Here is a 13,369-nt window from a genome sequence, read left to right on the forward strand (position 1 = left end):
TGACACCATCCTATTGTTTCTTTTTTGCTCTTAATACTTTCTTTCCTTTTTGATTAGCCCCAGTCGCTTCTCGATAAGCTTTGACCACATCTTCTGCTTTTCCGTCCATGCGAATTTGACCTTGTTCAATCCAAATCCCACGTGTACAGATTTTTTCTACAAATGTCATACTATGAGAGACAATAATAACGGACTTCGCTTGTTCCATCATATCTTGAATACGTTCAGATGCTTTCTCTTTAAATTCGACATCTCCCGTTGATAAAGCTTCGTCAATGATAAAAATATCTGGTTTAAGTGTGGCAGCTATACTAAAGCCAAGTCTTGCTTTCATACCACTCGAGTAATTTTTAATTGGACGGTCAATGGCTTTTCCTATACCAGAGAATTCAACGATCTGATCAAATTGGTCGTGTACTTTTTTCTTGGAAATCCCTAATAGCATTGCATTTAGATAAACATTATCCCGACCTGTTAGTTGTGGGTTAAATCCTGTTCCGTATCCTAGTAACGTTGAGGTTTGACCATTGACTTCGAGTTCACCTTCATCTGGCCTCAATATATTCGTTAAGGCTTTACATAACGTACTTTTCCCAGCTCCATTGTGACCGATAATACCTACAATTTCGCCTTCTTTAATTTCAAAGTCTAAATGTCTTAAAGCCCAATGTTTCTCACCGTTATTTAAGTTGAAGCTCACGCCAACATTTTCTGCTTTCACGACGGTACGGTCTTTAACTTCTGTTTCCGTTTTCGTTAATTGTAAACTGCGTCGTTTCTTTTTCTCGATTTTAGGTAATGAGGCACGGTAATTAGCAATGACTGTTTTGGGATCACCAATTTCTTGGATATGACCTCTGTCTAACCAAATTAAACGATCACAATTACGTTGAGCATATCTTAGGCTGTGCGTCACAATAATGACCATCTTCGCCTCTTTTACCAGCTCACGCATCTTGTCTGCTGCTTTTTGCCCGAAACGAGCATCCCCTGTATTTAATGCTTCATCTAAAATTAATACTTCAGGCTGTAAATGAGCAGCTACACTAAAACCTAAACGGGCTTTCATACCGCTGGAATAATATTTCATCGGCTGATCCATAAATTTGCCAATCTCAGAGAACTCATGAATATCGTCAATGTATTGATGAATGAGTTCTTTATCAATCCCAAGCATCATACCGTTTAAATAAACGTTTTCTCGACCAGTTAATTCTTTATTAAAGCCCATACCAAATGAGAATAAAGCCGTGACTTTTCCATCAACGTCAATATCCCCTTTATCTTCAATCAATATTTTTGAGATCACTTTACTTAAAGTTGTTTTTCCAGCACCATTCGATCCAATAATTCCTAAAATCTCACCTTCGTATCCTTCAAAAGTGATATCTTCAAGTGCCCAAGTGTGCTTGGATCTTTTCTTTTTCTTCTCATTCGAGAAGATACGAAATGCTTTTGATTTTAGATCGTCCTGATCATTTTCGTAAAAAGCGACACCTACGCCTTTTGATTGAATAATTTCATTTTGTTTACTCATCATGATCAACTACTTTCTAAACTATAGAGCTTTAATGATTTTATGCTCATTCTTGCTATAATGATATAGCATGGTAATGGCCACAATGGATGACACCACAAAGATAATTCCTAATCCTACAAAATTTGGTGTTGTATTAAACATCAGAACATCACGATACGAATTAACGATGACCGCAATCGGATTATAATCAACAATCCAATCTAAATTATATTCTGATCCTTTCAATCTTCCGCCTTCCCAAATAATCGGTGAAGCGTAGAAAAAGATTCTAATGATATGCGTCATCACATTATCAATATCTCGTACGAATACATTAACATAACCTAATACAAAACCAATTGCCATTAAAAATACAAGCGTGACTAATATAATTAATGGTAAGAAAATAATTTCCCACCCTGGAACAATTCCGTTAAATGCTAAGAAGATCGCTACTACAATTAGTCCAAATAGGAAGTTAAATAACTGTGAAATCGTAAATGATAATGGGAATATCGATTTTGGTAAATAGACTTGGTTAATAATTGTGCTATATCTTAAAATGGATTTAGATGCACTATTTATACTTGAACTAATCCATCTCCAAGCAACTAAACCGATGACTAAGAATACAGCATAGTTAAAGTCATCATTCTCTCGACCTAAAACAATAACAACTAAGAAATAATAAACGAGTACGTTTAGTAATGGATCCAATAACCACCAGAAATAGCCTAAATAACTATTACGGTGTTCCGCTTTTAATCCTGATTTAACTAGGTAATATAATAAATCTTTTCTTTTTATAATCTCTTTCAAATAATTCTTCATAATGGTTTTTGCACCACCTGTAGTTCCTTTTAAGTTCGGTTTTTCAGTTTCGATTTAAGCGTGTTCTTAATCCCATAGAACGTATAATGCACGAAATAATACAGACTTTTAATTACGTTTAATTTTTCAATCTCTCTATAAACATACCATTGACTTTTCGATGCTTTAAGCTTGTTACTTGAAACCGTATTATGTCCAAGGCGATATTTCGCTAATACTTCAGGTAAACCATACGCCTTATAACCTGCTTTAGTCAATGTTAACCATAATGCATAGTCTTGTCTTCTTCTAATATTCTTCATCTGAACGTGACCGATTTGATCACGATCTAACATGACGGTTAAACACCCTATTACACAATGCTTTAATAAGTCCGTATACACCACTTCACTCGGTGCTTTTGAAATGTTTTGAGTTAATTCACCGTTTTCTTTCATTCTTCTATATTTCGTAAAAGAAAACGCGACACCTGTATCCAACATAAATGCTACTTGTTTTTCTAGTTTTTCCGGATACCACCAATCATCGCTATCTAAAAACGCAATAAACCGGCCTTCTGCGTGATTCATCGCTGTATTTCGTGCAACGGCCGCTCCTTGGTTTGTCTCAAGCTGAATCAATTTAATTTTGGGCTCTTGTTGAGCATAAGATTGGACGATTTCAACTGTTCGGTCTTTAGAGCAGTCGTCGACAATGACCATTTCATAGTTGTCATACGTTTGATTCAGAACAGATTGTATGGTTTCTTCAATATGTTCTTCTGCATTATAAGTTGGTGTAATTACTGAGACTAATGGTGTCTGACTATGTTGTTTTTCCTTATCCATCATCATCACCTTTTACGTGGTCCACTCATCATAAAGCTCGATGAGTCGATTGGCTTGTGTTTGCCAGTTCAATTGTTCTTGAACAGCCTTCTTTCCATTTAACCCCATTTGTCTAGCTTCATTCGGGTTTTGAATTAAATATTCAATCGCATCATGGATTGCCGTTTCATCGTATGGGTCCACAGCAATTCCACATTGGTACTGATCAATAATTTCTTTCCACCTATCAAAGTTCGAGCAAATAATTGGAAGACCAGCATTCATATACTCGAAAAACTTGGTGAGCTCTTTTTTTAAATAATGCTCAGTTGGTGGAAATAACGCAATACCTGCAAGCCAGTTGCGGCTGAGATAAGCCTGTTCTATGTCTTCTTTTTCAACAAAGCGATCAATACCTGTGATATGAATCCTATCTTGATGATCGCCAGCGATCTCTTTCATTTCATTCGCATAACGACTTGGACATTTTCCAATGAAATGAACCTCTACTTCTTGATGGATGTTTGGGATTTTCGGGTGTATATGAGCCCCTCTTTGAACATCCACATTACCTGTGTAAAGAAGTTTCTTTTCAATTGGCTGATTTGAACGATCATGCTGTAAAAACTGTTCGTTCACAGTTGGGTAATTTAAAACCCAATGTCCTTCAGGGTAAATTTCACTATAATATTTTTCAGCCAAAACTTTCTTGAAGTTTTTGGTAAAAAAGCCTTCAATCGTACGGAAACTTATTTTAATCAAACGTTTGATTGACTTTTTAAGATAGTCTTTCTTAATCAAACTAGTTACGAAATCTTCATGAATATCATACACGACTGTATTTCGTTTGTTCTTTAATAACCATGCAATCATCATGAGTTCTGGATCATGAAAATGATAGACATCTGCTTTTTCTTTCTTAGCTATGCGGTAGACTTCCCATGAGCCTTGAATCATTCGTTTTAATTTAGATGAATAGCTATTAATCGGGATATGCTTAATCGGTGTTTCTTTTTGACCTTCTGGTGCTTCTTGCGCAATTAATGTTACATCATATCCCGCCTCATGCAAGGATAAGCATTCTTTATGATAGATTCTTGGGTCATATGGGTGGTGAACACTCGTTAAATGCACCACTTTCTTACTTGATCGCATGATTTCAACCCCAATTTATTTCAATGTTTTCTCAAATACTTGTTCATATTGTTTAACAATTTCTTGTGCATCAAATTCATTAGCACGACTCAGACCTTTTTGGATAATGGTTTCTCGATCATCCTGAGATTTCGATAATGCTTCAATTATAGCATCTGCTAGTTGTCTTTCATCACCAACTGGTGTAATCGTACCATAATGGCCATTTTCAAGAATTTCTTCGGCGCCAGGTTTACAGTTAGTCGTTACAACTGGTGTTCCAACAGCTAACGCTTCCACGATGACATGTCCAAATCCTTCATTTTTCGAAGTTAACGTAAACAAATCTGATTGTTGTAAAAAGGCATATGGATTTGTTTGGAACCCGGCAAAATAAACATTTTCTGAAATTCCTAATTGTGATGCTAGGTTTTCAAGTTCATCTTGTAATGGTCCCTCACCTAAGATCACCAGTTTAGCTTTTTTAGTTTCAACCACTTTTTTAAATGCTTTTAATAACGTGGGATGATCTTTTTCTCGAACGAGTCGACCAGCTGTTACAATTACTTGAGCATCACCTTGATAAATTCTTTTATATTCTTCTGGTATTTGTTCAATTCCTGTACTGCCTCGGATATGGTCTAACTCGACTGGATTATAGATGACGTCAATTTTGTTGGGATTAACATCATATTTATCCATTAAGTTTTGCTTCACACCATTTGATAAAGCGACAACTCTCTTGGAGAAACGATAAAACAGTCCATATAGTTTTAGCTTTAAGTTTTCTTTTTTATTTTGACCTAAAAACGCCGCTTCTCTCACCACGTTTCGGGCTTTTGTAAAAGACAATAAACGAGCTACTATCGCAATAACATTGTAATTCGGAATCGTGCTAAAGACGACTTGAGGGCGTTCGTTTCGAATCAGTTTAGCCAAAGGTATGATGGCTGACCTTAATCGTTTTGTTGGTAGTTTTACAAACTTTATATCTTGGTTTAAATAACTCTCGTAATTTCCTTCATAATTACAAGTTACTAGAATTGGTTCAAATCTATTTCTGTCTATGTTATTCAATATATTTAGAAAGGTTCGTCCTGCTCCACCTGACCCTAAATAGTAGATAAGAAACAGGACTTTTATTTTTTTCTTTGGCATATAACTTCCCTCTTATCATTAAAAACACACTGTAAGAATTATATCATAGAGCTATTGTTGTGTAATTTTAAATTTTAGTTACGCTTGGACGTCCGATCGAATGGTATTCGACAGACGCTTTTTCAGCCTCTTTCGGGTCGTAACAATTACGTCCGTCAAAAATAATTGGTGTTTTCATTAATTTTTTAAAGGTATTGAATTCAAGTTGTTTAACTTGATCCCATTCCGTGATAATCAATGCGACATCCGCGTTAGTGAGTGCTTCTTCAATATTGGTCGTATAATTAACGTTTTCTTTGATTACTTTTTTCGCTTGATCGATCGCAATTGGATCGTAGGCTGTAATATTGACGTTATATGAAGATAGCTTATTGATGACATCAATTGAAGCCGCTTCTCTCATATCATCAGTATTGGGTTTAAACGCTAATCCTAAAACTGCGATTTTCATTTGTTCTAGGCTTGAGCCAAATCGCTCTATTAATTGATCGACGAGCTTTACTTTTTGCTGGTGGTTAACCTCAACAACTCCCTTTAAAATTTCGAAATCATAATCGACTTCTTTAGCAATATGAATGAGAGATTGCGTATCCTTTGGAAAACAAGAACCACCGAATCCGATTCCTGCATTTAAAAACTTGCTACCGATTCGGTCATCCATTCCCATACCTTTTGCCACATCAGCTACGTTCGCTCCAGTCTTCTCACAAATATTGGCGATTTCATTGATGAAACTAATTTTTGTAGCGAGAAAAGCGTTAGATGCATATTTAATCATTTCTGCACTGTTCACATCGGTGCGATAGACGGGTACGCCAAACGGACGGTTAATTTCTTCTAATGTGTTGGCTGTGTTTTCATCATCTGTTCCAATCACAATACGATCACCATTAAACGTATCATAAACTGCGGAACCTTCCCGCAAAAACTCTGGATTGGATGCGACTTTAATGTTGACGTCTTGCTGCAAGTTCTCTTTAATCCAATTTTGAATTTTGTGATTCGTTCCAACAGGTACCGTACTTTTCGTTACAACAATTAGGTCGTTTTGTGCATATTTCGCTATATCTTTTGACACTGCCTCAACGAATGTCAAATTAGCCGAACCGTCTTCATTCTCTGGAGTTCCTACTGCGATATAGACGATTCCCTTGTTAGCTAAACCAGTAGCATAGTCTGTTGTGAAGTCCAGACGATTGTTTTCAATATTATTTTGAAGGAGTTCTTCCAAGCCAGGTTCATAGATCGTTGAACGACCGGACTGTAATGTTTTTATTTTTTCAGGGTCAATATCGATGCATGTTACATGGTGCCCTATTTCTGCTAAACATGTTCCTGTTACAAGACCTACATAACCCGTTCCAATTACTGCAATATTCATTATTTAGCACCTACTTTGTTTAATTGTGATAATATGGATTCTTTTAATATAGATAACTTTCGCTGACTGTCCTCGGCTGTTTTCCTTTTTACACCGAAATAGAACTTGAGTTTTGGTTCCGTTCCAGAAGGTCTTAAACAGCACCAAGAACCATCCGTAAACTTGAATTTAACCACGTTAGCTTTTGGTAAATGAATGGATTCTGTATCGTTACTTTGAATGATGTGTTTTTTTCTTGAAACATAATCCTCTATTGAATGTAATGATAACCCATCGACCTGTAAAGCGTTTTGGTTCCTAAAATAAGTCATCGTGTCATCGATTTGTTTCATACCTTCAAGCCCCTCTAGTTTAAGAGAGTGAAGGTCTTCTAAGTAATATCCGTATTGTTCATATAATTCTTCAAGACGATCATATAACGTCATATTTTTTGCTTTATAGTAAGCAACCATTTCAGCAACGATGATAGCCGCTTGGATTGCATCTTTATCTCGCACAAAATCTTCTACAAGGCATCCATAGCTTTCTTCATAGCCGAAAACAAATTGATGTTTGGAATCCTTCTCTAAGTTTTTAATTTTTTCTGCTATAAATTTAAAGCCAGTTAAGACGTCTTGTGCGATACCGCCATGGTGTTTTGTAATGTCAGCTCCCAATTCTGAAGTAACAATTGTTTTGAACATAACGGGTGTGACGTCCCTGATCGTTCGATGAGTTAAGATATAATCTAATATAAGTGCTCCAAGTTGATTACCCGTTAAAATGCTGAATTGTTCTTGGTTATGACGGGTAGCTACGCCAATTCGATCGGCATCTGGGTCTGTCGCCATGAGGACATCGGCGTTAATGTCTTCTCCCAGCTTAATCGCTTTTTCAAATGCTTGAGCTTCTTCTGGATTCGGAAGTTCCACATGTGTGAAATCAGGATCTGGTGGACGTTGTTCTTCCACAAACGATAGATGCTGTACTCCTAGCTGTGTTAACCCTTTTTCGACAAGCTGACTTGCCGTACCATGAAGTGGCGTGAAAACAACTGAAATGTCCTCTTCCATCGCGTTTTTATTAATTGTGATTTTGTTTAATTCATTTAAGTAAGCATTGTCGACTTCATCCTCTAACCAAACTAATAGGTTTTGCTGCTCTAGATCACTCTGTTCAAGCACGTCTACCGCAAACTCATTTTCAATAGAGTTGACTTTTTCTAATAATTGTTTGGACGCTTCTAACGAAAGTTGTGCCCCTTCTTCATTGTACACTTTAAAACCGTTATACTCTGGTGGGTTATGACTTGCTGTGATCATCACTCCAGCAGCTGTTGATAAATATCGAACAGCAAACGATAATAACGGCGTCGGGCGAATATCTTTAAATAAATATGTTTTAATCCCATGAACGCCCAATACTTTTGCAACTTCTAATGCAAAAGTAGACGACTGATGTCTCGGGTCATGGGCCACAACCACTCCCTGCTGTTTCGCATCAGTACCTTGTTGCTCGATATGTAAGGCTAATCCTTTTGCCGCACGCCGAACCGTATATATGTTCATTCTGTTAATACCCGGTCCAAGCTTACCTCTCATTCCACCCGTACCGAATGTTATATGCTCATGGAAAGCTTCTTCTAATTCAGTAGAATCCATTTGGTTTAATTGTTGTTTTAAGTTTGGGTCTAAGTTTTCATATGTTAACCACTTTTGGGATGCTATTTTCCAATCCACTCACCCTACACTCCCTTCATTCTCGAAAAAATCCCCCAAATATAAACTTGGGGGAATCCTTTATCTTGTTTCATTTAGTATTTGTTTTAAGAATGGCAATAATTCTTCTCTAATATCATCACGTTGTAATGATAATTCAATTGTCGTTTTTAAGAAACCTTTTATTTCACCTACGTCAAAACGTTTGCCATCAAATTCGTAAGCATAAACAGACTGCACTTCATTCAAGCGTTGAATGGCATCTGTTAATTGAATTTCATTACCTGAACCATACTCTTGGTCCTCTAAATAACTCATAATTTCAGGTTTTAATACATAACGTCCCATAATGGCAAGGTTCGATGGTTCCTCACCTAACGGCGGCTTTTCAATAAATTGATTCACTTGATATAGGCTGCTATTTTTATTTAACGGATCAATAATCCCATAACGGTTTGTTTCACCTTCAGGGACTGTTTGAACTCCAATGATGGAACGATCTGTTTCATTGTATTGATTGATGAGCTGCTTTAAACCAGGTGTTTCGGACTGAACAATATCGTCACCAAGTAAAACAGCAAACGGTTCGTTCCCAATAAATTTCCTTGCACACCAAACGGCATGACCTAATCCTTTAGGTTCTTTCTGACGAATATAGTGAATGTCTAGGTTCGATGATTTTTTGACCTTTTCTAGTAAATCGTATTTTTCACGTTTCCTCAAGGTTTCTTCTAATTCACTTGAAGAATCAAAATGGTCTTCTATGGCTCTTTTACCTTTTCCGGTTACGATAATAATATCCTCAATACCAGACTCAATCGCTTCTTCTACAATATACTGAATGGTTGGCTTATCTACAATTGGTAGCATTTCTTTCGGTAGTGCTTTGGTTGCTGGTAAAAAACGAGTGCCTAAACCTGCTGCTGGAATAATTGCTTTTTTGACTGGTTGCATATTAAAACCTCGCTTATTTTTTGTTCATATGTTCTTCTACGACGCTTTGGATTCTTTGTTGTTCTTCATTTGGAACAACATAATACCATCCGTTTCCAATGGTTTGACCGCTTCCTTGAATTTCTTCTCGGATCGTTTTGTCACGAGTTCCTCTATAATCAAGGAATAACTTACGCATTTCGTTCATTTGAAGGTTCGTTTCAACGTTGTCTCCAACGGTCGTTAAGATTGAATCAACTTTAGTAAATGATTCGAATGACATTCCTTCTTGAATGATCGCATCTATAATTTTTTGTTGACGATCATTACGACCTAAGTCCCCACGGCTATCTTGTTTACGTTCTCGGGCGTAGCTTAGAGCTGCATCTCCATTTAGAGTGATCTCACCTTCGGGGAAATCGTGCCCTTCATAACTAAACGCACGTTCATTATTAATCGTAACACCACCGAGGGCATCAACACCATCTTTTAACCCTTCCATATTAACTTTACTATAGAAGTGGATCGTTGTATCAAGAAATTCCTCAACCGTCTGGACAGATAATTCAGCCCCACCAAAAGCATAGGCATGATTAATTTTATCTTCACCACGGCCAGGGATGTTCACACGTGTATCTCGTGGAATGCTGAACATCAACATTTCTTCTGTATCAGGGTTAAGTGATAAGAACATCATTGTATCTGAACGTCCACGATCTCCTTCACGTTCATCTACCCCTAACAGAAGAACATTAATCGTATCTTTATTACTTAAACGATCTTTAATCTCATCCTCTTTTTCCCCATCTGAATCAAGAGGTGTATACATCGTATCGACCGTATCATTCAATTTATTGTAAAAGTATAATCCATAAATTAACAGACCAACTAGTAAGACTCCAATTATAATCCATAAATATTTCCATTTTTTCTTAGTCTTCTTTTGCTTCTTGAGCTCTTTACGACTCTGCATTGGCACTTTTCCTTTCTTTTAACAATATTAGACAAATGCCTATCAACTATTATATATGATAGACCATTAGATTGGTATTAATACGAGATTACATTTCCATTAGAAAACCAGCTACTATTGATAGCTGGTTTTCTCTAAGTATTAGACGTTTGTAGAAGGAAATAGTTTCAATTGAGCCGACATTTTTTAACAAAAAACTTTCTAAATGGTATCACGGGGAGCTAGTAAATATTTTTCTTTCAATCAGTATATAATTTCTATCAAAAAACACCCTAGCCTGCAACTAAGCGTCGCAGAACCAGGGTGGGGGTAGCTATTCTTGTATTTGTAATGTGATTGAATTATAGTTTTGACCGTTTCCTAGTGGGTTGTAATTCTTCTCGATATTTCCTGCTGGGTCCACTGCAAACCAGTTAACGGTGGTCGTTTCATCGATGGTTAATGTTTCTGCTGGCTCGCGTGTACCGCCGAGTTGTAATTGTTCGGATTCAAATGTAGGGCGGCTGCCATCTAAGGTGTAATAGATGGTTGCCGGCTCACTTGTTTCAAATTCTAATTCCACTGGTTCGTCATATTCACCTTCACCAGGTGTAACATTTGATTTTGGTGGTTGGTTGTCTTTCGAGTTTTGGTAAGCGACTTCGAATAAGCCGATTAAACCGTTAGCAAATTCCATCGCTTCTTCGTGACCTTCTTCATATGGTGGTTGGAAGCCGACTGGTTGCCAGCGCTGTTCCTCGTCATTCCAAAGGTCCGCACCAACTTCGAAGTTCCACGCATAAATTCCTTTTTCATACCATAGGTAGTCGGCAGAGTTCCCTCCAGCTGAATAAAGAACGTCCGGAATTGGACCCGTTCGGCTTGGAAGAATCACGGTGCCTCTATGGTCTTGTATTTTATTTAAAATGTGATTAGACGCTGCCCAGTAGAAGGCTTCTTCGCCTGCTGTTGGTCTTGGCAGTGGTTCGCGATTTTGATCATAGGCTCCTGGTGACCACATGAAGTAACCACCGTAGCTGTGAATGTTCATTGCGAAATCGATGTTATCGAATTCATCTGCTAACCAGACTAAGTTCTGTGATTCTGGTTCAGAGTGCTCTTCTGGTCCAGCGTATACGGCACTCGTACAATTCGTAGAAGCCCCGACATAACCGTCATGAATGGAGCCAATTGAATGGTTACGGTTAAGGTCGACACCCCAGTAGTCTCTTGCGCCAAAATCGCTTAATTCTTCTGGACAGTGGTTGGTCATATTTTTACGTTGCCAGTTGTAATCATAAAAGCTATAGGTCGCACCGTCTGGGTTAACGGATGGGACTAAGAAAATATCTAAATTGTTGACTAGCTGTTTTGTCTGGCCGTCATGGGCATAGTTTCTGAGTAAACGTTCGGCCGTTTCAATCGTCACGAGTGGGGTGACCCATTCACGTGCGTGTTCTTGAGCGTAGCCAAGGACACCTGGTTTTGAACCGTCACGGTGTTTACCGATTCTTAAGGCTTTCACCGTTTGTGGTTCGCGTGATATATGCTCTGGAGCGCTTAATCCGTCTGTTAAATCAGCTGACGCTGGTTGTGCTGTGCCTGAACCTGGGTAGCCACGGTATGTTGATGCCGTAACCAAGTCCCCCGCTTCAGCATTAAGCGCATTAATAACGTCTTGTGCCGTGCTTACAACACCACCATTTTCATCCGTTTCAAGGGAGACTGCGATGTGCTGCCCTTCAACTGCCACTTCAAGGTCGGATGAATTTTCACCAGCTAGGAGTTCAACGGATAAATCATTGCCTCCTTCATGGCCCCATGCCTCTGATGTTACGACCACGGCAGAGTTTGCTTGGGTGCCTAACGTTGCTTGGGCATAGCGTCTGTAACCGTTCGTTTCGTTTGGCATTTCGATGATTTCTACAAGGTCCGGGAACTCCTCAGCGAGCTGTTCCATTCGCTCGTTCAGCTCATAAGGGTCCATGTAGTGATCGACGAATTCTTTGGCATAGTGATCATCTGGCTTGCCAGGCTTGTCCTCACCTAGCCATTCAGTCACATCTGCGGTGACGTCGTTTCCTAAATTACTCGTGACCGTCACTTCGCTTGGAACCATGTCGATCGGAATAAATAAATAGTGGTATAGATACTCGCCAAAATCCGATTTTCTCGTTAATGAAATTGGAGCTTCATTTCCGTTCCAATCAGCCGTCAAACTTGTGCTCGCAATTTCACCAGCGCTGGATTTGACCTCTAGATAGAGGAACGTTTCTGATTGATTCGTGAAGTGATTCGCACGAAGGAACTGTAGCTCTTCTTCCTCTGCTTCAATTTGATTTTGTTTGTCTATGGTTTGGGTACGTTCATCAACACGTTCTTGCCACATTTCTTCTGTGATGAGCGTGTCTTTGACCGTGATACCGTATTGCGCAAGTCTTTCAATCTCTGAATCTGTCACAACCGCATCGACTTCAATTTCACCGTCGTGGATGTGAGCGCGGTGAGTCAGGTCAATCCCTAATTCCAGTAACTGATCCAGTGCCTCCTCGTTCGGCACTTCTAACTGTACAATCTGAGATGGCTCGTTCACAACCTCAACAGGCCTGTCCTCTAAATCCGCCGAGACGGATGGACTCTCGTTATTGTTTACGTAGATAGAACCAATTGCTAGTCCCACAGCAGACGCCAACAATAACCATTTCACATGCTTAACTTTTGACAATACCTACCACCTCCATAAAAGATTAACTCTATATTAAAATACTTTTTCAGAATATTCAGTAGATAATGCGACTTAATTTTACGTGCTATTCCGACAAAGGATGACAGGGTGGGGCATTGGTCACGAAGTGTGGGAAATGATTGTTGGCAAAGGGGTTGAGGGTTAAACAGACTTGTAACGCAGTTCTATTTACCCTCGTTCGTTAGGAGTATTACAACTCTATCGACATTCCG

General features: G+C 38.5%; 10 protein-coding genes. All 10 read right to left on the reverse strand.

Translation table 11 applies throughout. From position 1 onward, the window contains the following. Positions 1-10: 10 nt before the first annotated feature. Entirely contained in the window at positions 11-1,540 is a 1,530-nt protein-coding gene (locus ACTWQB_RS06970) for an ATP-binding cassette domain-containing protein (RefSeq protein ID WP_175615277.1), read from the reverse strand. Positions 1,541-1,558: 18 nt separating this feature from the next. Continuing rightward, positions 1,559-2,350: an ABC transporter permease gene (locus ACTWQB_RS06975; protein ID WP_443138471.1), complete on the reverse strand. Its 792-nt coding sequence runs from the start codon at positions 2,348-2,350 to the stop codon at positions 1,559-1,561. A gap of 29 nt (positions 2,351-2,379) precedes the next feature. Continuing rightward, positions 2,380-3,183 (reverse strand): glycosyltransferase family 2 protein, encoded by an 804-nt coding sequence (locus tag ACTWQB_RS06980; protein WP_443138472.1) that lies wholly within the window; start codon positions 3,181-3,183, stop codon positions 2,380-2,382. A 6-nt stretch (positions 3,184-3,189) separates the two neighbouring features. Next, complete coding sequence (locus ACTWQB_RS06985; protein WP_443138473.1) at positions 3,190-4,311, reverse strand: glycosyltransferase; 1,122 nt, start codon at positions 4,309-4,311, stop codon at positions 3,190-3,192. A gap of 15 nt (positions 4,312-4,326) precedes the next feature. Further along, the gene (locus tag ACTWQB_RS06990) at positions 4,327-5,448 is read right to left on the reverse strand and encodes a glycosyltransferase (RefSeq protein WP_443138474.1); all 1,122 of its coding nucleotides are present in this window, start codon (positions 5,446-5,448) and stop codon (positions 4,327-4,329) included. A 67-nt stretch (positions 5,449-5,515) separates the two neighbouring features. Then, the gene (locus ACTWQB_RS06995) at positions 5,516-6,829 is read right to left on the reverse strand and encodes a UDP-glucose dehydrogenase family protein (RefSeq protein WP_443138475.1); all 1,314 of its coding nucleotides are present in this window, start codon (positions 6,827-6,829) and stop codon (positions 5,516-5,518) included. After that, positions 6,829-8,547 (reverse strand): phospho-sugar mutase, encoded by a 1,719-nt coding sequence (locus ACTWQB_RS07000; RefSeq protein WP_443138476.1) that lies wholly within the window; start codon positions 8,545-8,547, stop codon positions 6,829-6,831. The genes ACTWQB_RS06995 and ACTWQB_RS07000 overlap by 1 nt, the downstream gene beginning before the upstream one ends. A gap of 60 nt (positions 8,548-8,607) precedes the next feature. Next, positions 8,608-9,480 (reverse strand): UTP--glucose-1-phosphate uridylyltransferase GalU, encoded by an 873-nt coding sequence (gene galU / locus ACTWQB_RS07005; RefSeq protein ID WP_443138477.1) that lies wholly within the window; start codon positions 9,478-9,480, stop codon positions 8,608-8,610. A gap of 13 nt (positions 9,481-9,493) precedes the next feature. Beyond that, positions 9,494-10,432: an LCP family glycopolymer transferase gene (locus tag ACTWQB_RS07010; protein ID WP_091774243.1), complete on the reverse strand. Its 939-nt coding sequence runs from the start codon at positions 10,430-10,432 to the stop codon at positions 9,494-9,496. Positions 10,433-10,745: 313 nt separating this feature from the next. Next, positions 10,746-13,136, reverse strand: coding sequence for a M14 family metallopeptidase (locus ACTWQB_RS07015; RefSeq protein ID WP_443138478.1), 2,391 nt, complete (start codon positions 13,134-13,136; stop codon positions 10,746-10,748). Between the last annotated feature and the right edge of the window lie 233 nt (positions 13,137-13,369).

The organism is Piscibacillus sp. B03 (assembly GCF_052246295.1).
Lineage (GTDB): Bacteria > Bacillota > Bacilli > Bacillales > Alkalibacillaceae > Piscibacillus.

What these genes read in the sequence shown, in the direction of transcription:
- ACTWQB_RS06990 (WP_443138474.1), bottom strand. Translation starts at nt 5,448, where the DNA reads ATGCCAAAGAAAAAAATAAAAGTCCTGTTTCTTATCTACTATTTAGGG.
- ACTWQB_RS06970 (WP_175615277.1), bottom strand. Translation starts at nt 1,540, where the DNA reads ATGATGAGTAAACAAAATGAAATTATTCAATCAAAAGGCGTAGGTGTC.
- ACTWQB_RS06995 (WP_443138475.1), bottom strand. Translation starts at nt 6,829, where the DNA reads ATGAATATTGCAGTAATTGGAACGGGTTATGTAGGTCTTGTAACAGGA.
- ACTWQB_RS06975 (WP_443138471.1), bottom strand. Translation starts at nt 2,350, where the DNA reads ATGAAGAATTATTTGAAAGAGATTATAAAAAGAAAAGATTTATTATAT.
- ACTWQB_RS07010 (WP_091774243.1), bottom strand. Translation starts at nt 10,432, where the DNA reads ATGCAGAGTCGTAAAGAGCTCAAGAAGCAAAAGAAGACTAAGAAAAAA.
- galU (WP_443138477.1), bottom strand. Translation starts at nt 9,480, where the DNA reads ATGCAACCAGTCAAAAAAGCAATTATTCCAGCAGCAGGTTTAGGCACT.
- ACTWQB_RS06985 (WP_443138473.1), bottom strand. Translation starts at nt 4,311, where the DNA reads ATGCGATCAAGTAAGAAAGTGGTGCATTTAACGAGTGTTCACCACCCA.
- ACTWQB_RS06980 (WP_443138472.1), bottom strand. Translation starts at nt 3,183, where the DNA reads ATGATGATGGATAAGGAAAAACAACATAGTCAGACACCATTAGTCTCA.